Source organism: Rhodococcus sp. NPDC003348 (assembly GCF_053589375.1).
On the sequence record NZ_JBSFRT010000011.1, the window covers coordinates 82,354 to 106,577 of the forward strand.

The window sequence follows — 24,224 nt, forward strand, 5'->3', positions numbered from 1 at the left end:
CTTGACCAGTCATCGCTCAGTACCTGCCGCGCTGACGCCACCTGCCAGACCTGCACCAACCAGGGTGCAGGGGCCCGACCACACTCAACACTGCACTGCGCCCCACTCACAGTGGGTACCGGCCGGATGACGGAGGGCCGGTACCCGCACTCGCAGAGCAGCTCCAGCACCCAGACGTCTCGGCCCCACTGGCTCACGAGAAGGCGAAGCCTCGCACGTCGACGACATCCACCGCACCGGCAACCGATATTTGGCGTGGGAGGCGAGCCCTGTGGGTGGCCAGCGTCGCAGGTTTCGGGCGTTTCGCCCGTTCCTGCGCTACCCGGTGCGCGGTCGAAGCGATGTAGCCACGCTTAGTCGTGCTCCTGGCGGGCTCCCGGATCATCGTCAACCGGGACCGCCCCACCGCGTCTGCGATCTCGGTTTGCGCCTTTCCGGCCTGCAGCGGTTCGAAATCGTCTCGCGGTCCTTGAGCAACAGAGACCGTCCCGACCGTGGTGGCGTCCGGCGGGGTCGCCCCCAGCCGGACGCCACGATCCACCTTTTGGCGTCAAGTAGGCCACCGCGGCCGCGCCCCGACCTCCACCGTCGACGCGTCTTCATTGCGGCACTGCCGGAACCTCAACCGCGCCTGTTCTGACGCCGGGCCGACCGATCTACACCATCTGCAACGCCTTCCAGGATCAGCGGTGTTGCAACGACCGTTTCAACCGGCCGGGTGAAGATCGCGCGCGGTCCGCGGAGCGGAGCCTGCGCTCGATGCAGGTGGCGCAGCCGCTACCTGTCGAACGCCTCGAGGATGCGGTGCGCGGCGAGGGCAGCGGTCAACGACCCGTCCCGCACCTGCTGTTCCACGTCGCCGCGGATGGCCTTGACGGCCGGATCGGTGTCGAGGCGGCGCAGCAGCTGGTCGTGGACCATCGACCACGTCCAGTCCACCTGCTGCTGGTGGCGTTTGCGTTCGAGTTCGCCCGCGTCGCCGAGGACCTTCCGGTGCCGCAGCACCTCGTCCCAGAACTTGTCGACGCCGACGTTCTCGAGTGCGCTCATCGTCAGCACAGGGGGCTTCCACAGCGCGTCGTGCGGGTAGATCAGCCGCAGCGCCCCGGCCAGCTCGCGGGCCGCGGCCTTGGCCTCCCGCTCGTGCTTGCCGTCGGCCTTGTTGACGGTGACGATGTCCGCGAGTTCGAGAACGCCCTTCTTGATGCCCTGCAACTGGTCCCCGGTGCGGGCCAGGGTAAGGAAGGTGAACGTGTCGACCATGTTCGCGACCGTCACCTCGGACTGCCCGACGCCGACGGTCTCGACGAGGATCACGTCGTAGCCGGCGGCCTCGATCAGCACCATCGTCTCGCGGGTCGCCTTCGCGACACCGCCCAGCGTGCCCGATGTCGGCGACGGCCGGATGAACGCGTTCGGCTCGACCGACAGGTTCTGCATCCGGGTCTTGTCGCCGAGGATCGAGCCGCCGGTCCGCGTGGACGACGGGTCGACCGCGAGGACGGCGACCTTGTGCCCCAACGAGATCAGGTACATCCCGAGGGCCTCGATGGTGGTGGACTTGCCGACCCCGGGAACACCGGTGATGCCGACACGGATAGCGCCACCGGCGTGCGGGAGCAGGCGCAGCAGCAGCTGCTGCGCCTGCTCCCGGTGGTCGGTGCGGGTGGACTCGACGAGGGTGATCGCCTTCGCGATCTCCCCCCGCCGGCCCGCCAGCACCGCATCGCCGAGGGCGGTCAAGTCCAGCGGTGGACGCTTAACCGGCGCCAATCCGATCAGTGTCCCAACTGATCCGACAGCTTGGTCAGCAGCCCGACCGCCGCGTCCGCGAGGACCGTACCGGGCGGGAAGATCGCCGCGGCGCCCGCCTCGTACAGCTCGTCGAAGTCACCGGGCGGGATGACGCCGCCGACCACGACCATGATGTCGGGGCGGCCGACCTCCGCGAGTGCCTCCCGCAGCGCAGGCACCAGGGTGAGGTGGCCTGCGGCGAGGGAGGAGACACCGACGATGTGCACGTCGGCGTCGGCCGCCTGCTGGGCGACCTCCTCGGGGGTCTGGAACAGCGGTCCCACGTCGACGTCGAATCCGAGGTCGGCGAACCCGGTGGAGATCACCTTCTGGCCTCGGTCGTGACCGTCCTGACCCATCTTCGCGACGAGGATTCGCGGACGGCGACCCTCGGCCTCCGCGAACTTCTCGACGAGTTCGGTTGCCGTGGAAATGTTCTCCGACTTTCCGGCCTCGTCCCGGTACACCCCGCTGATGGTCCGGATCTCGGCCTGGTGGCGCCCGTACACCTTCTCCAGCGCGTCGGAGATCTCCCCGACGGTGGCCTTGGCGCGGGCCGCGTTCACGGCCAGGGCGAGCAGGTTGTTCTCCATGCCGCCCTCGGTCGCGGCGGCGGCGCGGGTCAGCTCGGCGAGCGCGGCCTGCGTGGCCGCCTCGTCCCGATCGGTGCGCAGCTGCTGCAGCTTCGCCAGCTGCTCGGCACGCACCTTGGTGTTGTCGACCTTGAGCACCTCGATGCTGTCCGGCTCGTCCGGCACGTACTTGTTGACGCCGATCAGCGGCTGCCGACCCGAGTCGATGCGGGCCTGGGTGCGGGCCGCGGCCTCCTCGATGCGCAGCTTCGGGATGCCCTCGGAAATGGCCTGCGCCATACCGCCGGCCTCCTCGACCTCCGCGATGTGCGCGCGTGCCCGGTTGGCCAGCTCGTTGGTGAGCCACTCGACGTAGTGCGAGCCGCCCCACGGGTCGATCGGCCGGGTGGTGCCGGACTCCTGCTGCAGCAGCAGCTGGGTGTTGCGCGCGATGCGGGCCGAGAAGTCGGTCGGCAGCGCGATCGCCTCGTCGAGCGCATTGGTGTGCAGCGACTGGGTGTGGCCCTGGGTCGCGGCCATCGCCTCGACGCAGGTGCGCGCGACGTTGTTGAACACGTCCTGCGCGGTCAGCGACCAGCCGGAGGTCTGCGAGTGGGTGCGCAGCGACAGCGACTTGGCGCTCTTCGGGTCGAACTTCGCGACCAGCTCGCTCCACAGCAGACGCCCGGCGCGCAGCTTGGCGACCTCCATGAAGAAGTTCATGCCGATCGCCCAGAAGAACGACAGTCGCGGCGCGAACTTGTCGATGTCCATGCCCGCGTCGAGTCCGGCGCGGATGTACTCCACACCGTCGGCGAGGGTGTACGCCAGCTCCAGGTCGGCGGTCGCACCGGCTTCCTGGATGTGGTAGCCGGAGATGGAGATCGAGTTGAACTTCGGCATCTTCGCGCTGGTGTAGGCGAAGATGTCCGAGATGATCCGCATCGACGGCTTCGGCGGGTAGATGTAGGTGTTGCGGACCATGAACTCCTTCAGAATGTCGTTCTGAATGGTTCCGGCCAGCTGCTCGGGCGTGACGCCCTGCTCCTCCGCGGCGACGACGTACAGCGCCAGGATCGGCAGCACCGCGCCGTTCATGGTCATCGACACCGACACCTGAGACAGGTCGATGCCGTCGAAGAGCTGCCGCATGTCGAGGATCGAGTCGATCGCGACACCGGCCATGCCGACGTCACCCTGCACGCGCGGGTGGTCCGAGTCGTAGCCGCGGTGCGTCGCGAGGTCGAACGCGACCGACAGGCCCTTCTGGCCGGACGCAAGGTTGCGCCGGTAGAAGGCATTGGACTCGGCGGCGGTGGAGAAGCCGGCGTACTGACGGATCGTCCACGGCTGGTTGACGTACATCGTGGGGTACGGCCCACGCAGGAACGGAGCGGCACCCGGGAAGCTGTCGAGCGGGTAGCCCGACGCCTCGGCGGCGTCCCGGTCGGCCTTCGTGTACACCGGCTTGACGTCGATGCCCTCGGGCGTCGACCAGACCACCTGGTCGGCCTCGTAGTTGTTCGCCTGTGCCGCTTCCTCGATGTGCGCGGTGACGTCGGCCGCGGTCGGCGCCGCGGGCGCCGGGAAGTCCGGGTCGGTCAGCGGCACGTCGGCGAAGCTGCCGATCGTGTGCTTGATGCTCATTTCGCTCCCAGGGTGTCGAGCAGACCGGTCAGGGCCGACACTGCGTCAATACGAGCGGTCAGGAAGCCGTCCGGCCGGTCCGCGCCCTGCGCGTCGGCGAACGTCTTCTCCGGTCCGGCCAGCAGGACGGTCTCGATGCCTGCGGCGCGCAACGCGTCGACCGCGGGCACCCCGTCGGTGCCGTACCGCTTGTCGGTGCCGCAGAGCACCGCGATGGTGGTCTCGGACTCCGCCACGACCCCGGCGACGGTCGCCAGATCGAGGGTGCCGGGGTTCACCGCCTCGATGCCGCCGGAGGCGAGCAGGTTCGCGGCGAACGTGGTGCGGCCGTTGTGCTCGGCGACCGGGCCGAGCGCCGCGAGCAGCACCTTGGGCCGGTGGCCGCGCTCGGCGAGGAACCGGTCGGAGCGGTCGCGCAGCGCCTCGAAGGCCGCGCCGTAGCGGGCGACGCCCTCGAGCGGTGCGGGGCCCTCGGCCAGCGGGGCCTCGGCGAGGTTCGGGAACTCGTTGACACCGGTGACCGCGGTCTTGCGGTGTGCGATGTCGGAGTCGCGCTTGGCCCGGGTGGCACCGATGCGGTCGGCGATCACGCCGGACTCGAGCGCGGCGGTGTACCCGCCTGCGGCCTCGATCTGCTGGACGAACTCCCACGCCTTGGCCGCGACCTGCCCGGTGAGGTCCTCGACGTACCAGGAGCCGGCGCCCGGATCGAGCACGCGGCCGAGGTTCGACTCCTCGAGCAGCAGCAACTGCGTGTTGCGGGCGATGCGGGCGGCGAACGACTTGGAGGTGTCGAGGGTGCCCTCGGGCACCGCGACGTCGAACGGCAGCACCGTCACCGCGTCGGCGCCGCCGACACCGGCACCGAAGGCCGCGAGGGTGGTGCGCAGCATGTTCACCCAGGGGTCGCGCTGCGCCATCATCGCGGCGGAGGTCACCGCGTGCTGCGGGGCGCCACCGAACTCGCCGGCGCCGCACACCTGCGCGACGCGCGCCCACAGGCGGCGGCCGGCACGGAGCTTGGCGATGGTCTGGAACTGGTCGTCGGTGGCGGCGAAGCGGAACTCGATCTGCCCCAACGCCTTCGAGATCGTGACGTCCGATCCGGCAAGCGCACGAAGGTATTCGAGTCCGGCCGCGACGGCGGCGCCGAGCTCCTCGGCGTCCGAGGCACCGGCGTTGTGGAAGGCGGTGCCGTCCACGGTGATCGCGCGGACGGTCTCGGGGCGCGCCGTGGCGGCGGCGGCGAGCGCGACCGCCGCAGCGAGGTCGACACCGTCGGTACCGGCGAACCCGTCGGTGAGCGGGGAGGCGCCGAGGCCGACGGTGATCGCGGACCGGTCGGCGACGCCGTCACCGGCGGCGGCGCGCTCGTCGATCAGCGCGTAGAGCCGTTCGGCGACCGCGGCGACGTCGGCGCCCGCGTCCAGCGTCAGCGGCGCGAGGTCGAGCAGCACGCCGTCCAGCGCGACACCGAGGGTGTCGGCGGACAGCCCGGCGCCGCCGACACTCAGCCAGATCGCGCTGACACCGTTCTCGAGTCCGTCGAGGACGGCCTCGTTGACCAGCTTCGGATCGTTCTCGCCCGCGCCGAACGCGGCGCTGACCTTCCAGCCGCTGTTCACGTCGCGGTGCGCGTCGCGACCACGGACGAACGGGAACACACCGGGCAGCGGGGCCTCGGGGGTTTCCTCGCGCCGGGTGTACAGCGGGGTGACGGTGACACCGTCGTACGTGGTGGTGTCGAGGAGGTGTTCCGGGTCGGCCGGCAGCTCGGAAACGTCGACCTTGCGGGCCTTCGCGAGCACCGCAGCCACCGCTTGCTGCCACGCCGCGTAGTCGCGGGCAGCTTCCTCGGTCTGTGAAGCGCGTGGCACTGGAGCTTGTGACACGGTGTCAGCTTCCTCTCGGTATTCGGACATGGTCATTCCGCCTGTGATGCTAGCCCGGTGCCGTCGGGCCCTTTCCGCTGGACCACCTACCCTTCGGTAACCTCACCGCATGACCATTGCGACCGATCTGCACGAGACCCCGCAGGCCTTGTTCGGGGTGAGCAGGCCGGTCCGGGACGGTCACGTCAACCGGTCGTCCATGACACTCGGAGCCGGGTTCCCGGACTCCACCGCCGCCCTCGGCGTTCTGCTCGACGACATTCTCGGGTTCACCCTGTACCACCGGCGCGGCGACCGGGCCGGACTCGTCAGTGCCGCCCTGTCCGTCGACTTCGCCCCGACCACGGGCTGGCGCGGGCCCCACCTGGCGTCGGAGGCGCGGGTGGAGACCCTCGACGAGGACGGTGGCCTCAGCTCGACCCGCGTCGTCGATTCGGCGGGGACCCTGATCGCGACCGGAACCCTGTGGGGATCGTTCGTCGACGGCGTCAGCGAGAACCGTCCGGTGCTCACCGCGACCGCACCCGAACCGATGGCCGACGGCCCGTCGGCGCCGCCGCTCGACCTTCTCGGCGGCCGGATCGAGGAGACCGGAACCGGGTCCCGGCTGACGGTGCCCGCGAACCCGGCGCTGTCGAACGTGCTCGGCATGATGCACGGCGGAATCCAGACCTGCGCGCTCGACCTGGCGGGCAGCATCGCCGCCGGGCCTTCGATGCGGACCGCGGCACTCCGGGCCAACTTCTTCCGCCCGGTGCCGCTCGACGGGCCGACGGTGTTCGACGCCGAGGTGATGCGGGCGGGCCGGCGGGTGTCGGTGGTCCGGGTCACCGTCCGCGACCACGCCGGCCGCGATTGCTCCGTCGCCACCGTCACCTGCCGGCGTGCCGCCGGAGCCCCCGCCACGGACCGGCGCGACACCGACGCCTCGGCGTCGTGCTGACGGCGGCGGTCCGCCGGCTGCGCAGCCCGAAGGCCATCGGCCTGATCGTGGTGCTCGCGGCGCTGGCCGCGGTCGCGCTGTTCGTGCCGCATCCGTCGATCGACCAGATGCGCGAATGGTCCGACTCGCTGGGCCCGGCGTTTCCGCTGGCGTTCTTCGCGGTGCACGCGATCGTGACGGTCGCCCCGGTCCCCCGCACCGTGTTCACCCTCGCCGCGGGCGTCCTGTTCGGCGCAGTCACCGGGATCCTGATCGCGATCGCCGCGACGACGGTGAGCGCGGCGATCGCGCTGGTCCTCGTGCGTGCGCTCGGCCGGGACGTGGTCGCCGCCCGCCTGACCCATCCGGCGGTGCAGAAGATCGACGACCGGCTGGCCCGGCGCGGCTGGCTCGCGGTCGGATCGCTGCGGCTGATCGCTCCGATGCCGTTCTCGATCACGAACTACTGCGCGGCGCTGTCGTCGATCCGGTTCGTTCCGTACATCCTGGCGACGATCGTCGGCATCATCCCCGGCACGATCGGCGTGGTGGTGCTCGGCGACGCGATCGGGGGCGGGACCTCCCCCGCGCTGCTCGCGGTGTCGGCGCTCTGCCTCGGGATCGGGGTCGTCGGGCTCGTGATCGATGCCCGGCTCGGCGTGCCCGCCGGTCCGGAGCAGACCCTCGACGAGCTGCGCTCGTCACGCCCCGGAACCGGAACAACTCCAGTCGATCCGTGAACCTTGACCGGCCCTGGCCCAGGCCGCTGATCGCCTAGAGCTGCTGCTCCCCCTCCGGCAGCGGCGGTGTCGGCAACGTGTGCTGGCCGGGTGCGCCGGGCAGCTCGTGCTCGGGGATCAGCGACGTCTCGACCGGCGTGCGCGCCACGGCTTCCGCGGCCGCGACGGCCTTCGCGACCGACGGGTCCGTCTTGGACTCGAACCAGTCCGCGACCTCGTCGGAGTCGTCCACCGGCGCGACCGGTTCCTCGGCGCTGGGCTCGTAGCGGAACACCCCGTCCTCGCCGGGCGCGCCGAGGGTCTTCGCGAAACCCTTGAGCGCGTCGCCGAAGTCGCTCGGCACCAGCCACACCTTGTTCGCATCACCCTGCGCCATCTGCGGAAGGGTCTGAAGGTATTGGTAGGCAAGCAGTTCCGGTGTCGGCTTGCCGGACTTGATGGCGGCGAACACCTTCTCGATCGCCTTCGCCTGCCCCTGCGCCTGCAGGTACTTCGCGGCGCGTTCACCCTGCGCGCGCAGGATCCGGGACTGCCGCTCGCCCTCGGCGGTCAGGATGGCGGCCTGCTTGGCACCCTCGGCCGCCAGGATCTGGCTCTGCTTGGCGCCCTCGGCGGTCTTGATCGCGGACTCGCGGCTGCCCTCGGCGGTGAGGATCATCGCGCGCTTCTCGCGGTCCGCCTTCATCTGCTTCTCCATCGACTCCTGGATCGACGGCGGCGGATCGATGCTCTTGAGCTCCACCCGCGCCACCCGCAGACCCCACCGGCCGGTGGCCTCGTCGAGCACCCCGCGCAACTGGCCGTTGATCGAGTCGCGGGAGGTCAGCGTCTCCTCCAGGGTCATCCCGCCGACCACGTTGCGCAGCGTGGTGGTGGTCAGCTGTTCGACACCGACGATGTAGTTGTTGATCTCGTACACCGCGGCCTGCGGGTTCGTCACCTGGAAGTACACGACGGTGTCGATGTTGAGCGTCAGGTTGTCCTGGGTGATCACCGGCTGCGGCGGGAACGAGACCACCCGTTCCCGCAGGTCGACCTTCGCGCGGATCTTGTCGACGAACGGCACCAGCAGCGTGAGCTGTCCGGACACCGTGCGCTGGTAGCGGCCGAGACGCTCGATCACCGCGGCCTCGGCCTGCGGCACCAGCGCGACGGACTTCGCCACCACGATCACCACGAGTACGACGATCACCGCCAGCACGATCAGTGCGGCCATCCCCAATCCCCTCCTGCGTTTGTCCGTACAGAGTGCCTGCAGATCCCGGCGTCTACGGTCCCCGCCACACGACGGCGGTCGCGCCGTCGATCTCCATGACCGTGACGGTGGTACCCGGCGGATACACCTCGGTGTGGTCGAGCGGGCGGGCGGTCCACACCTCACCGCCCAGTTTCACCTGGCCCTGATGCTCGGACACCTCTTCGAGCACCAGCGCGTGCTTGCCCGGCAGGGCGGCCGTGTTGGTCGGCAACACCGGTGGCGTCGCGAATCGCCGCAGCAGGGCCGGCCGGACACCGAGGATCAGGACCAGCGACACCAGCGCGAAGATCACGGCGTCGATCCACACCGGAAAGTCCGTCACGGCGCTCACCCCGGCCGTGGCGAGCGCACCGCCGGCGAGCATGAGCAGGAAGAAGTCGCCCGTCGCCGCTTCCGCGGCGGCGAGCAGGACACCCGCAACCAACCAGATCACTGCCGCCACGCCACCATCTAACCACCCGGATGCCCGCGGCGGCGGTGCGCGCGAGCGGGATCAGTCGACAGTCACGAAGTCGACCAGCCGCTCGACCGCGCCGATCAGCGGGGCCTCCAGGTCCCGGAACGAGGACACCGCGCCGTACACCCGACGCCAGCCGTCCTGTGGTGTGCCCCAACCGAGTTCGCGGCACACCCCGGTCTTCCAGTCCTGCCCCCGGGGGATCTTCGGCCAGGCGTCGATGCCGACCGCCTTCGGGCGCACCGCCTCCCACACGTCGATGTAGGGATGCCCGGTGACCATGACGTACGGGCCGAGGCCCCGGGTCAGTGCGGTCTCCTTCGACCCCTCGACCAGGTGATCGGCGAGGACCCCGACCTTGCGGCCCGGGCCGGGACCGAACTCGGCCAGCCGCTCGGGCAGGTTGTCGAGACCTTCGAGCTGCTCGACGACGACTCCCTCGACCCGGAGGTCGTGACCCCAGACCCGTTCCACGATCGCGGCGTCGTGCACGCCCTCCACCCAGATCCGGCTGGGCAGCGCGGTGCGGGCCTTCAATCCCTCGACGCGGGTCGAACCGGACGCCGAGCGGGTGGCGGCGGCCGGCTTCTTCGCGGTCGGCCGGGTCAGGGTGACCGGTTTGCCGTCGATCAGGAACGCGGCCTCGCGCATCGCGAACAGCCGGGTCTGCTTACGGCCGTCCTCGAGGCGGACGTAGTCGCCGTCGTAGGTCTTCTCCATGCCGACCACCGCACCGCACCATCCGGTGGCGGCGTCCTCGACGACCAGGCCACGGTCGGCGGGCACCTTCGGGTACTCGCGGGCCCGCCGCCGGGTGTGCCCGTCGAAGATGTTCCCGCCGTACATGTCGCGTCCACTCACGACCGACCAGGCTAGTGCCACTGCGCGCCGCACCGTCCTAAGCTTGACTACCGTGTCCTGCCCCAGCATCAGCTTCACTCTCTGGTCCGCCGCGTGGCTCGCCGGCGCGAGTTCACCCGACGACGCGATCGACGCCGTCCGGGCGTGGGCCCCGATGCACCTGATCGCCTCCGCGGACGCCGAGGTCGCGCTGCAGTGGGATCTGCCGTGGCCCGATCCCACCGACGCGGGTCCGGTGACACTGCTGCGCGCGGTGCGAGCGGTCACCACCGCCGATCCCGGGGCGGCGCCGATTCTCGTGCTGCCCGCCGCGGGCGACGTCCGCGGGCTGCCCGCCCGAACCGAGTTCGCCGCGGCGGCGCTGGCCGCAGGCCAGGGCGTGATGATCGGTGCGCCCGGATCCCCGGGAATCGGGGTGGTGCCGACCGTCGAGGGCCCGGACGTGTTGCGGTGGACGGTGTACTCGGTCCCCGAGATTCCGCGTCCGGTCGAGCAGTTCGGTCTCGGCGAGGCGGAGTACGCGTTGCGGGAGGCGGTCCGGGACGCCGCCGACGCGCTCGCGTCGATGCACGGCGGGTTCGATCCCGGGCAGGGCGATCCCCGGGCGCGGATCGCGGATGCACTGGCGGACCTCTCGCGGCACACGACACCGGACGGCACGTCTGCACGGGCGCTGCGGATCCTCGACACCGCCGATCAGGTCGCGGCGATCCTCACTGTCGCCGGCGAGTCCTCGGGCCGGGCGCAGACCGCGACCGGCGCCAGCGCCCGGGACGACACCCTGCGACCGCTGTGGACGGCGGTGCGGACCGCACGGGTCGCCGCGGTGACGTCGTGCGTGGGCGCCGGACAACCCCGCCCCTGACCGGTGAGCACCCCCTGCGCGCGAGTCACTTTCTCCAGAACAGGTGGTGCGTCACGCCGCTCGGGCTGGGCACGATCTCGAGGTGGAACCGGTCGGTCAGCTCCTCCGGTGTCTCCCAGAGTTTCAGTCCGGACCCGAGCTCGAACGGCGAAACGGCCACGTGCATGGTGTCGACGAGGTCGGCGTCGAGGAACTGCCGGATGGTGGTGACGCCGCCGCCGAGCCGGACGTCCTTGCCCTGCGCCGCCGTGCGGGCCTGCTCGAGGACGGTGGCCGGGTCGCCGTCGACGAAGTGGAACGTGGTGTCCGAGAGCGCGAACGAGGGGCGCTTGTGATGGGTCATCACGAACACCGGGGTGTGGAACGGCGGCTCGTCGCCCCACCAGCCGAGCCATTCGAGATCGTGCCAGGGTCCGCGTTGGGGCCCGAACTTGTTGCGGCCCATGATCTCGGCGCCGATGTTGTTGGCGAAGTCTCGGGTGAAGTAGTCGTCGAGGCCGCGGCTGCCGCCGGGGTCGGTGCGGTTGGGCCAGCTGGCCGTCGCACCGGCCCAGGCGAACATGGCGCCGTGGTCGAAGCCGAACGGGCTCTCGAAGCTCTGATTCTCCCCGGCGGCGATCCCGTCGCTCGAGACGTTGAAGTTCTGGACTCGCAATAGCTGGTTCACTGTGCTCCCTCGCTGTCCGATGATGGTGATACGGGAGTTGAGACTCGTCCGGTCGGCCAAAGTAATCGGTTCGCGCCGGCGCCGCCTACTTCCCGCCCACCAGGTAGGCCGGGGTTCGCGCCAGATCGGCCAGGTCGTCGGGTAGTTCGGGTACCTGCACGCCGTATGCCGCGGCAAGGTCGACGGGGGTCGATCGCCGCACCGTCCAGCCGCGATCGGTCAACCACTGCGCCGGATCGGCACGCTCGTCGTCGTAGAACAACTGCGCGACGTCGATTCCGCCGAATGCCTCGTTGCCGAAGTACTTGTCCCGCAATGCAATGAACCGACGAATGTCGGCGCTTCCACCGAAGCCGTCGACGGCGATGCGGCTGCCCGCGGCCGACAACTCGTCGATCCGGGTGAACAGGGCGTCGTGCGCGGGGCCCGGCAGATAGGGCAGCAACCCCTCCGCCGACCATGCGGTCGGACGTTCCGAGTCGAAACCGGCGGCGACGAGCGCGGTGGGCCAGTCGTCGCGGAGGTCGACGGCGACCGGCCGCCGATCGGCCTTCGGCCGGGCGCCGTGCGCGCCGAGCACCTCGGCCTTGAATTCGAGGACCTTCGGCTGATCGACCTCGAACACCGCCGTCCCCGCCGGCCAGTCGAGGCGGTACGCCCGCGCGTCGAGCCCGGCGGCCAGGATCACCGCCTGCACCACCCCGCCGGCCGCGGCGGACAGGAAGTGCTCGTCGAAGAACTTCGTCCGAAGACCCATGAATCCGGGGAAGAAGAACGGCAGATCCTGCAGCGGCGACGGGTCTGCCAGCAGTCCGGTGAAGTGCGGGTCGCCGGCGGCCTCGACGAACCAGCGCGCGTACTCGTCGGTGATCAGGTTGTCCGGGCGCTCGGTCTCCAGCGCGCGAAAGGTCGCCACACCCAACGCGGTGCGGCCCACACCGCTCACGATGTCCCAGGAATCCCCGTCGGATCGCATCGACCCCGGCACCTCCAGTTCCGACGCCCCGAACACTACGCCACCGCGCGATCACCGCTCCGGGTCGATTCAGTGATCCAGTTCGACCGAAGCTGGGCCGACAGGGCGGACACCGCGCGTGACCTCGCGTCCCGGCCTGTCAGCGCAACCCGTGCGCGCGAAGCACCTCAGCCCCGATGCGCAGCACGGCTCGACGCGGCGCGGGCCCTGCCGGCACGCCTGCCTCCGTTCGGCGAGGCGTACTGACCGACCAGGCTGGGCGTCCGGGCGTGCCCGTAGACATGTGGCCCGCACCAGCCCGGGTCCACCCAGACCGGCTCCTGCAACCGCACGCATTTCTCGTCCGGCCTCTCCTCGCGCCGGAGCCGCACGCTGTCGTGAACCCGTGCACCCGGACCCGGCTTGCGGCTGCCGCGCCCCACGAATGCCCACAACCACGACATCCGGTGCACCTTGCCGACGGCGTCACCGGCAGTCACGGTGGGCAGTTCGCGTAGCTCGTGCCGCTCACGCAGGAGCAGGCCGTGACGGTACGCACCGTCCAGCATCCACATCAGCGAGATGTCGGCGAGCCTGTGGTCGTCGGAGAAGCCGCCGCCGACGTCCGAGTGCACACCCGAGAACCACACCTCGTCGATCCGGGGATTGTCGACCCGGTACAGCCGGTACGGACGGCGCTTCTCGTCGAGCGAGACGGCGTGGCGGCCGGCCCGCACGTTCTTCAGGCGCCGGGTGCTCTCGAACCGCAGGGCCCGCCGGAATATCCCTGGCGCACTGACCGTGTCCCACACCCCGAGGTAGTGGACGGGAACCGAGAAGCGGCCCTTGCCCGCGCCGTCGACTGCTCGACAGACGGTACTGGAGAACTCCTTGGCCTCCTCGCGGTCGTCGACGGTCCAGGCGCGGCGACGCGAGTATGCAGCGATCGCATACTGCACCAAATTCTCGGACGACGGCCGGGGAATGCCGATCCGGTGCAGCATCCCGGCCAGCGCCCGCGCCGTGAACGCACCCCGGCTGAACCCGAACAGGTAGATCCGGTCACCGGGTTCCCAGTGGTTCATCAGGAAGGTGTAGGCCTCCGCCAGGTTGGTTTTCACCCCGACACCGAAAGCCAGTCCGAGCATGCGAGACCACCACCGCCCGATCGCGGTCCATGCGCCGGCGGACGAGAAGGTGCCGACGCCGGGGTCGTAGTACACGATCTGCCGGCCCGCGGTGTTCTCGAGCGCCCGGAACAGCCTGATCACGTTGGTGTTCCCGGAGGCGCGGATGCGATTGCCGGTGCCGTCGAGACAGATGACGATGTTCTTTCGGGGAGCGACCCCCGGTGCCGGTCCGCCGCGATCGGGACCGTCGGTACCGGCGCATCCGGACATCTTCGGGACAGGATTGTTCTCCCGCATGACTTCGCCTCCCTGGCCACGGCCGCTGGGTCGTCTCGACGCTATCGGCGGACGTGGCGGTGGAAACGAGTAGTGGACTACCCGAGTTCCGGCGGCACCCGTACCCGGGTGTCGGGGACCCAGGTGTCGGGGGTCAGTCCCCGGGCGCCACGTCCACCGTCCCCTCGGTGCCGTCGGGCGCGACCCGTTCGAGGATCAGTCCGGCCTCGTCGACGTCCACTCGCACGGTGTCGCCGCCGGAAACGGCCCCGCCAAGCAACAGGTTGGACAGTTTGTTGTCCAGTTCCTTCTGCACGGTCCGCCGCAGCGGCCGGGCACCGAAACGCGGTTCGAAACCGGTGTCGACGAGCCAGTCGACCGCGCCGTCGGTGATGTCGAGTTCGACGTCCTGGGCGCGCAGCAGCCGCCGCGTCCGGTCCAGGATGAGCCCGACGATCTGGTGCAGCTGCTCCTTGTCGAGGCGGTGGAAGACGACGGTCTCGTCGATCCGGTTGAGGAACTCCGGCCGGAAGTGCGCGTGCAGGCGTTCCATCAGCTGCGGCATCAGCGCCTCGAGATCGTCGCTGTCGGCGCCGAGGATCAGGTCGGAGCCGAGGTTGCTGGTCATGATCACGATGGTGTTCTTGAAGTCCACCGTGCGGCCCTGCGCGTCCGTGACCCGGCCGTCGTCGAGCAGCTGCAGCAGGATGTTGAAGACGTCGGGGTGCGCCTTCTCCACCTCGTCGAACAGGATCACCGAGTACGGCTGCCTGCGCACCCGATCGGTGAGCTGACCGGCCTCCTCGTAGCCGACGTACCCGGGCGGGGCCCCGACGAGCCGGGAGACGGTGTGTTTCTCCTGGAACTCGCTCATGTCGAATCGGATCATCCGGTCCTCGTCGCCGAAGACCGCGTCCGCGAGCGCCTTCGCCAGCTCGGTCTTGCCGACACCGGTCGGGCCGAGGAACAGGAACGACCCGGTGGGCCGGTTCGGGTCGGCGAGACCGGCGCGGGCCCGTCGCACCGCCTCGGCGACCGAGGTGACGGCCTCTTCCTGCCCGATCACCCGGGCGTGCAGCACCTCCTCGAGCTTGAGCAGTCGCGCGCGTTCCTCGCTGGTGAGGTCCGCGACCGGGATGCCGGTCTGCCGGGAGATCACCTCCGCGATGTCGACGACCTCGACCTCCGGGGTCGCGCCGGTCGCCGCCGCGCCGAGCGACTCCTCCTGCTCGGTGATCTGCTTCTTGAGTTCGTTCGCGCGCTCGTAGTCCTCGGCGGACACCGCGGAGTCCTTCTCCCGCCGCAGCCGCGCGAGTTCGTCCTCGGCGGACCGGGTGTCGGCGTCCGGCGTCTTGGTGCGCAGCCGCACCCGGGCACCGGCCTGGTCCACCAGGTCGATCGCCTTGTCCGGCATGAACCGGTCGGTGATGTAGCGATCCGACAGTTCCGCGGCCGCGACCAGCGCTTCGTCGGTGTAGTGCACCTGGTGGTGTTCCTCGTACACGTCGATCAGGCCGCGCAGGATCTCGATGGTGTCGTCGACGGTCGGTTCGGAGACCATCACCGGCTGGAACCGCCGCTCGAGCGCGGCGTCCTTCTCGATGTACCGGCGGTACTCGTCGATGGTGGTGGCGCCGATCGCGTGCAGGTCGCCGCGGGCCAGGGCCGGCTTGAGCAGGTTGCCCGCGTCCATCGCCCCCTCGCCGCCCGCGCCGGCCCCGACGATGGTGTGCAGCTCGTCGATGAACACGATCAGCTCGTCCGAGTGCTCGCGTACCTCGTCGAGGATCTTCGTCAGCCGCTCCTCGAACTCGCCGCGGTACTTGCTGCCCGCGACCAGAGATCCGACGTCGAGCGCGATCACCCGGCGGTCGGCGAGGGTGGACGGCACGTCGGCGTTGACGATCCGCTGCGCGAGCCCCTCCACGATGGCCGTCTTGCCAACTCCCGGATCGCCGATCAGCACGGGATTGTTCTTGCGGCGCCGGGACAGGATCTCGACGGTCTGCGCGATCTCGTCGGCGCGGCCGACCACCGGGTCCACCCGTCCCTCCCGCGCCTCGGCGGTCAGGTCGCGGCCGTACTCGTCGAGGGTCGGGGTGGTGCTCTGCGCCTGCGCCCCGGCCGTGGCGGCCTCGAGCTTGGCGCCGGCCAGCGCGCGCGCCGCCGGGCTCTCCGGGTTCGACGCGATCCCGAACAGGATGTGTTCGGGGCCGATGTAACTGATCCCGGCCTGCCCCGCCTCGCGTTGCGCGGTGCGCAGCGCCAGCTTGGCCGCCGGGCTCAGCGTGATCTGTCCGTCCCCCGTGCCGTCGCCCTTCCCGATCGCGGCCTGCATCTGCTCGGCCACCGTGTCCGGGTCCAGGTTCAGTCCGCTGATCACCCCGCGGGTCGGGTCGGCCAGGGTCGCGGCATAGAGCAGGTGCTCGGGCGTGATCTCCGGGTTCCCCCAGTCGTCGGCGGCCTGACGGGCCAGTGCGACAAGCTGTTTCGCGTCGTCGTTCAGCAGCCGCCCCAGGTCGACGCGCTGCACGGGTGATCGGGGCGCGGATCCGGAACCGAAGAATCGGTTGAAGATGTCGTCGAACGGATCGCGCGAATGGATCCAACTGTCGGTCATCGCATACCTCGACTGTCCGGGTGCGGCCGGAGCGGCCGCGTGCGTATCGGGCCGTCACCCATCATCACGCAGCCGCGGCCGCCCCGCACCCGAACCGTGCCGCCCGGCGGCCGCCGACTCAGCCGAGCGCGCGGACGGTGAGGATCTGGTTGGCCTGCCCGATCGGGCCGTGCCGGTCGTGCAGGACGCTGGACGTGAGCCCGTGCCCGTCGGGCCCGAAGGTGACGGTGGTGTCGAGGCCGACCCAGTCCCCGCGCGGCTGCCGGGCGAAGTGGATGGTCAGGTCCAGGTTCGGGAACATCCATTCGGTGGGCGGCTGGCGCACCGCGATCCCGTTGGCGGTGTCGACGAGCGCGACGTAGCGCGCCAGCGCCCCGACCGGTTCGTCGGCGACGAGCGCCGTCGACGTGGAGATCCAGGCCGTGGTGCGGCCGGGCCGCGGCGCCCCGACAGTCCGCACGTCGAGGGAGGCGATGAAGCCGCCCGGCCACAGGTCCGACATCGGCCAGGTCGGCAGTTCCTCCGGCGGGGTCAATGCCTGCGAGGGGCCTCCCGCCACCGCGGTGGTGTCCGACGTCGCCATTCGCCACACCCGAGCCCGGACCGCGGGCCGTCCGGCGGCGGTCACGGTGGCCTCGAGGAGTTCGATGGTGCGACCCGGGCGCAGCACCTCGACGGCGATGTCGAAGTCCTCGATCGCCAGCACGCCGAGGATGTCGATGCTGATCCGTGCGATCTCCAGGTCGTCGGCTCCACGGGCCGCGACGAAGCGGTCGATCGCGTGCACGATCAGCCCGTTCAGCGGGCTGATGTGCTGTTCCGCCTCGGTCCACGCCCCTCCGGTCAGCGCGGTCGGGCGGTAGCGGTGGTCGTCGACCCTGACGAAGTAGCCATCAGTGCTCACGATCCAATTGTGACCAATCTCGATTTCGGGACGTGCCGGGGTCTCGTCGGGTGTCAGACTGAAGCTCGGCCGGCCATGACACGAACCGCGACGGTACGGAGACGGCAATGCGCGGAGACGACGATGCGCGGAGAAGGCAATGCTGACGACGAATCCGGGACTGATCGTGGGTTCGGTCGTGGACATGGCCGGGGTGGCGCGGGCGAAGACGATGCCCGGTGACCGGCTCGACGACTTCGTCACCGCGGGCGCCGGCGCCTCGGTCTGCTGGATGGTGTTCTGCGCCGACAACCACCTCGCGTTCACCGAGAACCTGTCCGTGGTCGGGGACCTGCGCCTGCGGATCGGCCGGGACGACCTGCGCGACCTCGGCGCGGACACCTGGTGGGCACCGGCCGACCTGACCGACCAGGACGGCGCGCCGTGGGGCGGATGCCCGCGCCGGGCCCTCGAAACCGCCGTCGGCGTGCTCGGCGAATCGGGACTGGACGCGCTGATCGGGCACGAGCTCGAGTTCACGTTGTTCGGTGGCGACGATCCCGGAACCTGGTCCGCGTACGGACTCGATTCCGTGCTGCGCCGGCGGGACTTCATCGCCGATCTGCAGGCCGCGGCGGAGCGGGCGGGACTGCGCATCGAACAGGTGCACGCGGAGTACGGTCCGGGCCAGTTCGAGGTGTCGTTGCCACCGGCCGCCCCCGTCCACGCCGCTGACCAGGCGGTCCTCGCCCGCATCCTGATCTGCCGGGCGGCACGCGCTCACGCGCTGACGGCGTCGTTCTCCCCGATGCCGACCCCGGGAGGCGCCGGAAACGGCGCCCACCAGCACCTCTCACTGAGCCGGGGCGGTGTGCCGCTGTTCTCGGGCGGCGACGGCCCGCACGCGCTCACCGACGAGGGCTGCCACGCGCTCGCCGGCCTCGTCGCGGTGCTGCCCGACTTCATGCTGGTGCTGTCCGGGTCCGCGCTCTCCCACCTGCGGCTGCGCCCGAACAGCTGGGCGGGGGCGCACTGCTGCTGGGGGCTGGAGAACCGGGAGGCGGCGGTGCGGCTGTGCGCCGACACCCCGGGAAATCCGCACGGCGCCCACGTCGAGGTCAAGCCGATCGATCCGTCCGCGAACCCCTATCTGGCGTCCACCGTGTTGCTCGGTGCGGTGCAGACCGGTCTGACCGAGGCGTTGCCACTGCCTCCCGAGGTGACGATCAATCCGGCCCGGTTGAGCGACGTGGAGCGGGCCGGCGCGGGGGTGACGCTGCTCCCCACGAAGCCCGCGGACATGCTCGGCAGATTCACGGACTCACGGCTCGCCGATCAGCTCTTCGACCCGTTGATCCACGAGGCGCTGCGTGCCGTCCGCGGGTACGAGCTCGCCGAATACCGGAACCGGCCCGTCGACGAGGTCGCCGAGCGGCTCCGCTACGCGTGGACCGCGTGAGTCACTGCGCACCCCAGCTGGCCTCGAAGGTGTAGATGCGGCAGCCGCGCATGTTCGCGGCCCCGACGACGTTCAGTGCGCGATCGTGATCGCCCTGCATTTCGAGGTTGTTCGCGAGTTGCGCCTGGTCGGAGCAGTAGCCGACGAGCTGATTGTCGTCGGGCGGATTGCTGACGTACTGGTCGCCGGGCCCTGCTTTGGGGGGTGCCGTGGCGGCTTCGGCGGACGTGGCGGGTCCGGCGACGAGGAGGGCGGTGGAGGCGAACGCGACGAGGACGAACGCGGTGGTACGACGGATCATGGAGACGACCCCTCCCGATGGGCCCGAGGGAAGACAGTCCCATCCTCCCCCGATCCCCACCCGCACACCAGGGTGAAGCGTCAACTTCGCGATCGCGACCGGCTTGCCGGGCTCAGTGGGCGACCGGGCATCCTCCGGTGAAGTCGACCTCGAGTTCCTTGATGCCGTTGAGCCACCCGGAGCGCAGTCGCTTCGGGTCGCCGAGCCTGGTGATGTCGGGCATGTGGTCGGCGATCGCATTGAAGATCAGGTCGATCTCGAGACGCGCGAGATTCGCACCGATACAGAAGTGCGCCCCCGTTCCGCCGAATCCCAGGTGCGGATTCGGGTCGCGGGTGATGTCGAACGTCATCGGATCGTCGAAGACCTCCTCGTCGAAGTTCGCCGACGCATAGAACATGGCGACCCGGTCACCCTGCCGGATCCTCTGGCCACCCAGCGTGGTGTCCACCAGCGCCGTCCGCTGGAACGCCGTGACGGGGGTCGCCCAGCGCACGATCTCCTCGACCGTGGTCGCCGGCCGCTCCGCCTTGAACTTCTCCCACTGGTCCGGGTCCTCGAGGAACGCGATCATTCCGTGGGTGATGGCGTTCCGCGTCGTCTCGTTGCCCGCGACCGCGAGCATGAGGACGAAGAACCCGAACTCCTCCGCGCTGAGCGCGTCACCGTCGACGTCGGCCTGCAGGAGCTGGGTGACGATGTCGTCGGCCGGACACCGCTTGCGCTCCTCCGCCAGCTGGTACGCGTATCCGAGAAGCTCCATCGAGGCGGCCTCGGGTTCACCTTCGAAGTCGGGATCGTCGTAGCCGGTCATCTGGTTCGACCAGTCGAAGACCTTGCCACGGTCCTGTTGCGGAATACCGATCAGCTCGGCGATGGCCTGCAGTGGAAGTTCGCAGGCGACGTGGGTGACGAAGTCACCGGCGCCGGCGGAGAGGGCCTCGCTCACGATCCCGGCTGCACGCTCGGAAAACGCCGCCTTCAGGCTGTTGACGGCTCGCGGTGTGAAGCCTCGCGCGATGATCTTGCGCAGTGCCGTGTGCTCGGGTGCGTCCTTGAACTGCATGATGTGCCGCAGCTGCTCGACGGCGTCACGGGGCATGTCGTCCTCGAAGCGCGGAATCGCGGTGTTCTCCCAGGTGGAGTAGACGTCGCTGTCGCGTGACACCTCCTTGACGTCCTCGTGCCGGGTGACGACCCAGTAGCCGTGGTCCTGGAACCCGCCGGTCGTCGGCGGCTGCGGGCACCACCAGACGGGAGCGGTCCGGCGGAGCTCGGCGAACTCGGCGTGCGGCACGTGCGTCGCGTAGATGTCCGGGTCGGTGGGATCGAATCCTGCGGGGATGGTGGGCACCGACTCCGGTCGGGTGGGCACCGACTCCGGTCGCATGGGCACTGACTCCGGTCGCATGGGCACTGACTCCGGTCGCATGGGCACTGACTCCGGTCGAATGGGCACTGACTCCGGTCGAATGGGCACTGACACTGGGCGCTCCTTTGTCGTCGCTGGTGTGTCGAAGCCTTCCAACCGGGCATGCCCCGCGGTTTGGTCTACTTGTCCAACCGCCGTCTCGCGATTTGTGCGGTCGGCACACCGGGGTCGGGCTCGACCCCGAAGGTGTCGAAACAGTCGAGTGCCAGTTCGAGGTGCAGGGCGCGGCGCTCGATCCGCTGACCCAGACGTTCCTCGATCTGCTGCATCCGGTACCGCACGGTGTTCTTGTGCACGCTCAGGCGCCGGGCCGCGGCCTCCAGATTGCCGGGGTTGCTCAGCACGGCACGCAATGTCGCACGAAGCCGCGCGGACACGTCGTCGTCACCGGTCAGCCCGGTGAGCTCACGGTGGACCAGTGTGTTCAGCGCGTCGGGCCGGGCGGCGAGCATCGCGACCAGTTCGACCTCGCGGTAGGTGGTGACGGCGCGGGGGCGTCGCGCCCGCGTCGCGATGTCCTGCGCCGCGAGCGCCTCTCGGTGCGTCCGCCGGAAGCCGACGAGGCCCTGCCCCGGTCGGCCCGTCGCAACCCGCACACCCGGCGGCACCAGGGTGGGATCCATCGCGAGCTCTTCACCCTCTCGGGTGATCAACCACGCCCACAGTCCTCGCGAACCCGATGGGACGCAGAGGGTTTCGGTCGCGGATGCGGCGCGGGCGAGCCGGAGAACCAGCGGTTCGAAGATCCGGGCGTCGAACGAGATCGCGTGCTCGGTGGTCCACAACGCCACCGCGGTGTGGACCCGGTGCACCGGATAGCCGAGCCGCGCGGACGCCTCCGGCTCGCCGCTCAGGCTGCCGTCCAGGATCTCGCGGACCGTGTTCACCCGCATCGAGAAGGTCCCGCTGAGCATCCCCTCCCGTTCCCGGGTGTACGTCGCCGCCAATTCTTCGAGCATCGAGTTCATGACCTCACTCGTCTGCTCCCACATCATCACCACGAGCCGAACCTTGAACTCCCCCGGCACGTCCGCATCGTCGACGAACGCCGTCACGAAGCGCCACACCGCGCGGTGGCCGGCGTGATACAGCTGGGAGAGAACGCGCAGCTCGAGTCCACGACGCGCGATCGTCCGGGCCAGCGAATGCGCCTCCTCCGCGACGGGAACGGACCGCCGCGCCGCGCGCTGCCCGATCGAGAGGAACAAGCGGAACTGGCTGCGAACGGCCAGATGGAGGTCCCGCTGAACGTCGGCATCCGTGGACAGTTCCGGAACGTCCGCACCCATCGACGTGGCGACATCGTCGATGAACGCCTCGAGGTCGGCGCGCGAAAGGCTGTCCGCGACATAGGCGCGCATCCACTCGCCCGCTTCGGCCGTGCTCGGTGACTCCATCCGTCCCCCAGCCGATCAGCTGCTGCGTGGCTCTTGCCCTGACTGCCCGCCAACAGTATCCCTGCAACGGCGAGTCGATAGCGGAGATGGCGCAGCGGTTCCTCGACGAGCACGTCGAGGAACTATGAGTTCGGGTGTCACACGGTGGGCCGGGCCGATGCGGGCCGGGCCGGGCGCCGGGCGGGGCGGCAGCAGTCCACCGCGCACAGACCGCCGTTGACTCCGGCGCCGTACAGCGGCTCGGTGCCGAGGCGCCGGGCCGGCGCACCGGTGGTCTGCTCGGCGACCAGTTCCGCGACGAGTCGCGCGAACCGCGGATCGGTGCCCGGGGTGCCGGCGCGGACGAACCCGAGACCCAGTTCCGCCGCCCTGTCCCGTGCCTCGGTGTCGAGGTCCCAGATCACCTCGAGGTGGTCGGAGACGAACCCGACCGGGCACACGATCACCGCGTCGGCGCCGGACGTCGCGACGGTGTCGAGGTGGTCGCAGATGTCGGGCTCGAGCCACGGCACCTGCGGCGGCCCGGACCGCGACTGCCACACCAGGTCGTATTCGCCGACGCCGACCGCCGCCGCGCACAGCCGTGCGGCCTCGGCCACCTGCCGACTGTAGAGCCGGCCGCCGTCCGCGGGCGGACCGCCGGTTGCGTCCGCCGCCACCGGCACCGAGTGCGCGGTGAACACCAGCCGGGCGCCGTCCCGCTGCTCGGCGGGCAGGTCGGCGCGGGCGGCGGTGATCGCATCGGCGAAGGCCGCGATCAGCAGTGGATGGTCGTAGTACTGACGCAGTTTCGTCAGCTCCGGCGCCCCGTCGACCGCGGCGCGGGCACGTGCGACGTCCTCGTGGTACTGCCGGCACCCCGAGTACCCGCCCCACGCAGACGTCGGGAACACCAGCGCCGAGCGGACACCGTCGTCGCGCATGCGAGCGACGGTGTCCTCGGCCATCGGATGCCAGTTGCGGTTGCCGAAGTACACCGGCAGTTCGGTTCCCGCAGTCGCGAATTCGGCCTCGACCGCGGCGATGATGTCGCGGTTGAGCGCGTTGATCGGCGACACCCCGCCGAAGTGCATGTAGTGCTCGACCACCTCGTCGAGGCGTTCGGGCGGCACCCCCCTGCCCCGGGTGACGTTCTCGAGGAACGGCCGGACGTCGGCGGGCTTCTCGGGACCACCGAAGGAGAGCAGGAGCAGGGCGTCGTAGGTCATCGAAATCGTCAGGCGGTCACAGGTTCTCGGGCAGCCAGGTGTTGTGGCTGGCTCCGCCGTCGACGTAGATGATCGATCCGGTGGTGGCGGGCAGCCAGTCCGACAGCACCGCGACCACGGACTTCGCGACCGCGGTGGGATCGTTGAAGTTCCAGCCGATGGGCGACGCGGCGTCCCAGTACTCGTTGAGCTGGTTCATCTTCTTGGCGTCGTCGGTGGCGGTGCCGGCGATGGCCTTCGCGGCGAGGGTCTTGATGGGTCCTGCGGCGACGAGGTTCGAGCGGACCTTCTTCGCCTCGCCGACCTCACGCGCGACGTAGCGGTTCACGGACTCGAGTGCGGCCTTGGCCACACCCATCCAGTTGTAGTACGGCATCGCGGTGCGCGGATCGAAGTCCATGCCGACGATGGAGCCGCCCTCGTTCATGACCGGCAGCACGGCGCGGGCCAGCGAGGCGTAGCTCCAGGCGGAGATCTCGAACGACTTCGCGACGTCCGGGCCGGGCCCCTCCAGGAACGGCTTGGCTTCGGGCCCCATCAGCGTCTTGGGCGCGAAGGCGATCGAGTGCAGCACGCCGTCGACGCCCTCGGGGGCAACCTCGCGGACGCGGTCCGCGAGCGCGGCCAGGTGCTCTTCGTTCGTGGCGTCCAGCTCGATCGCCGGCGGCACCGGCTTCGGCAGCCGCTGGGCGATCCGGTCGATCAGGCGCAGCCGGTCGAACCCGGTGATGATCACCTTCGCGCCCTGCTCCTGCGCCATCGCCGCCGCATGGAACGCGATCGACGCGTCGGTGATGATGCCGGTGACGAGAATTGTCTTGCCTTCGAGCAGTCCGCCCATGGTTGTACTCCTCCTGGTGTGAAAGTCGTTGCGTGCGAGAGGGGATC

20 protein-coding genes are annotated in these 24,224 nt (G+C 70.0%); 4 read left to right on the forward strand and 16 right to left on the reverse strand.

All coding sequences use genetic code 11. The features are described from left to right. Positions 1 to 777: 777 nt before the first annotated feature. The 3 genes from meaB to ACWDU4_RS10085 are packed head-to-tail and all read right to left on the reverse strand — an operon-like array spanning position 778 to position 5,890. Complete coding sequence (gene meaB / locus ACWDU4_RS10075; protein WP_450113749.1) at positions 778 to 1,773, reverse strand: methylmalonyl Co-A mutase-associated GTPase MeaB; 996 nt, start codon at positions 1,771 to 1,773, stop codon at positions 778 to 780. Positions 1,774 to 1,778: 5 nt separating this feature from the next. Further along, on the reverse strand, positions 1,779 to 4,013 hold the full coding sequence (gene scpA / locus ACWDU4_RS10080) for a methylmalonyl-CoA mutase (protein WP_450113750.1): 2,235 nt from the start codon (positions 4,011 to 4,013) through the stop codon (positions 1,779 to 1,781). Next, positions 4,010 to 5,890, reverse strand: a complete 1,881-nt coding sequence (locus ACWDU4_RS10085; protein ID WP_450113751.1) for a methylmalonyl-CoA mutase family protein — start codon at positions 5,888 to 5,890, stop codon at positions 4,010 to 4,012. Before ACWDU4_RS10085 ends, scpA begins: the two co-directional genes overlap by 4 nt. Before the next feature lie 124 nt (positions 5,891 to 6,014). Between ACWDU4_RS10085 and ACWDU4_RS10090 the strand changes: the two genes are divergently transcribed. Together ACWDU4_RS10090 and ACWDU4_RS10095 are read left to right on the forward strand one after the other, a co-directional pair. Continuing rightward, positions 6,015 to 6,848 carry a PaaI family thioesterase gene (locus tag ACWDU4_RS10090; RefSeq protein ID WP_450113752.1) on the forward strand — a complete coding sequence of 278 codons (834 nt, stop codon included), beginning with the start codon at positions 6,015 to 6,017 and terminating at the stop codon, positions 6,846 to 6,848. Then, on the forward strand, positions 6,842 to 7,567 hold the full coding sequence (locus ACWDU4_RS10095) for a TVP38/TMEM64 family protein (RefSeq protein WP_450113753.1): 726 nt from the start codon (positions 6,842 to 6,844) through the stop codon (positions 7,565 to 7,567). Before ACWDU4_RS10090 ends, ACWDU4_RS10095 begins: the two co-directional genes overlap by 7 nt. Before the next feature lie 34 nt (positions 7,568 to 7,601). Here ACWDU4_RS10095 and ACWDU4_RS10100 read toward each other — a convergent pair whose 3' ends face one another. The 3 genes from ACWDU4_RS10100 to ACWDU4_RS10110 are packed head-to-tail and all read right to left on the reverse strand — an operon-like array spanning position 7,602 to position 10,143. Continuing rightward, a complete protein-coding gene (locus tag ACWDU4_RS10100) occupies positions 7,602 to 8,783 on the reverse strand; it encodes an SPFH domain-containing protein (RefSeq protein WP_450113754.1) in 1,182 nt (393 codons plus the stop codon). Positions 8,784 to 8,835: 52 nt separating this feature from the next. Continuing rightward, the gene (locus tag ACWDU4_RS10105; RefSeq protein WP_450113755.1) at positions 8,836 to 9,267 is read right to left on the reverse strand and encodes an NfeD family protein; all 432 of its coding nucleotides are present in this window, start codon (positions 9,265 to 9,267) and stop codon (positions 8,836 to 8,838) included. A gap of 51 nt (positions 9,268 to 9,318) precedes the next feature. After that, the gene (locus ACWDU4_RS10110; RefSeq protein ID WP_450113756.1) at positions 9,319 to 10,143 is read right to left on the reverse strand and encodes a DUF3097 domain-containing protein; all 825 of its coding nucleotides are present in this window, start codon (positions 10,141 to 10,143) and stop codon (positions 9,319 to 9,321) included. Positions 10,144 to 10,195: 52 nt separating this feature from the next. Here ACWDU4_RS10110 and ACWDU4_RS10115 point away from each other — a divergent pair, with 52 nt between their 5' ends. Further along, on the forward strand, positions 10,196 to 11,008 hold the full coding sequence (locus ACWDU4_RS10115) for a hypothetical protein (protein ID WP_450113757.1): 813 nt from the start codon (positions 10,196 to 10,198) through the stop codon (positions 11,006 to 11,008). A gap of 25 nt (positions 11,009 to 11,033) precedes the next feature. Here the strand turns inward: ACWDU4_RS10115 and ACWDU4_RS10120 are convergent, their stop codons facing one another. From ACWDU4_RS10120 to ACWDU4_RS10140, 5 genes are all read right to left on the reverse strand, one after another. Next, the gene (locus ACWDU4_RS10120; RefSeq protein WP_450113758.1) at positions 11,034 to 11,675 is read right to left on the reverse strand and encodes a dihydrofolate reductase family protein; all 642 of its coding nucleotides are present in this window, start codon (positions 11,673 to 11,675) and stop codon (positions 11,034 to 11,036) included. Between the two features lie 85 nt (positions 11,676 to 11,760). Then, positions 11,761 to 12,651: a class I SAM-dependent methyltransferase gene (locus ACWDU4_RS10125; RefSeq protein WP_450113759.1), complete on the reverse strand. Its 891-nt coding sequence runs from the start codon at positions 12,649 to 12,651 to the stop codon at positions 11,761 to 11,763. A gap of 167 nt (positions 12,652 to 12,818) precedes the next feature. Beyond that, entirely contained in the window at positions 12,819 to 14,057 is a 1,239-nt protein-coding gene (locus ACWDU4_RS10130) for a DUF2235 domain-containing protein (RefSeq protein ID WP_450113760.1), read from the reverse strand. 133 nt (positions 14,058 to 14,190) lie between these two features. Beyond that, the gene (locus tag ACWDU4_RS10135; RefSeq protein WP_450113761.1) at positions 14,191 to 16,656 is read right to left on the reverse strand and encodes an ATP-dependent Clp protease ATP-binding subunit; all 2,466 of its coding nucleotides are present in this window, start codon (positions 16,654 to 16,656) and stop codon (positions 14,191 to 14,193) included. 118 nt (positions 16,657 to 16,774) lie between these two features. Then, the gene (locus tag ACWDU4_RS10140; protein WP_450113762.1) at positions 16,775 to 17,560 is read right to left on the reverse strand and encodes a thioesterase family protein; all 786 of its coding nucleotides are present in this window, start codon (positions 17,558 to 17,560) and stop codon (positions 16,775 to 16,777) included. Positions 17,561 to 17,699: 139 nt separating this feature from the next. On the opposite strand from ACWDU4_RS10140, the gene ACWDU4_RS10145 reads away from it, so the two are divergent. Next, entirely contained in the window at positions 17,700 to 18,998 is a 1,299-nt protein-coding gene (locus ACWDU4_RS10145; RefSeq protein ID WP_450113763.1) for a glutamine synthetase family protein, read from the forward strand. A 1-nt stretch (position 18,999) separates the two neighbouring features. Here ACWDU4_RS10145 and ACWDU4_RS10150 read toward each other — a convergent pair whose 3' ends face one another. From ACWDU4_RS10150 to inhA, 5 genes are all read right to left on the reverse strand, one after another. Beyond that, complete coding sequence (locus tag ACWDU4_RS10150; protein ID WP_450113764.1) at positions 19,000 to 19,299, reverse strand: hypothetical protein; 300 nt, start codon at positions 19,297 to 19,299, stop codon at positions 19,000 to 19,002. 112 nt (positions 19,300 to 19,411) lie between these two features. Continuing rightward, positions 19,412 to 20,674, reverse strand: a complete 1,263-nt coding sequence (locus ACWDU4_RS10155) for a cytochrome P450 (protein WP_450113765.1) — start codon at positions 20,672 to 20,674, stop codon at positions 19,412 to 19,414. 176 nt (positions 20,675 to 20,850) lie between these two features. Beyond that, positions 20,851 to 22,128, reverse strand: coding sequence for a PucR family transcriptional regulator (locus ACWDU4_RS10160; RefSeq protein WP_450113766.1), 1,278 nt, complete (start codon positions 22,126 to 22,128; stop codon positions 20,851 to 20,853). Positions 22,129 to 22,265: 137 nt separating this feature from the next. Further along, a complete protein-coding gene (locus ACWDU4_RS10165) occupies positions 22,266 to 23,336 on the reverse strand; it encodes a ferrochelatase (protein WP_450113767.1) in 1,071 nt (356 codons plus the stop codon). Positions 23,337 to 23,352: 16 nt separating this feature from the next. Next, complete coding sequence (inhA, locus tag ACWDU4_RS10170) at positions 23,353 to 24,177, reverse strand: NADH-dependent enoyl-ACP reductase InhA (protein WP_450113768.1); 825 nt, start codon at positions 24,175 to 24,177, stop codon at positions 23,353 to 23,355. Positions 24,178 to 24,224: the final 47 nt, after the last annotated feature.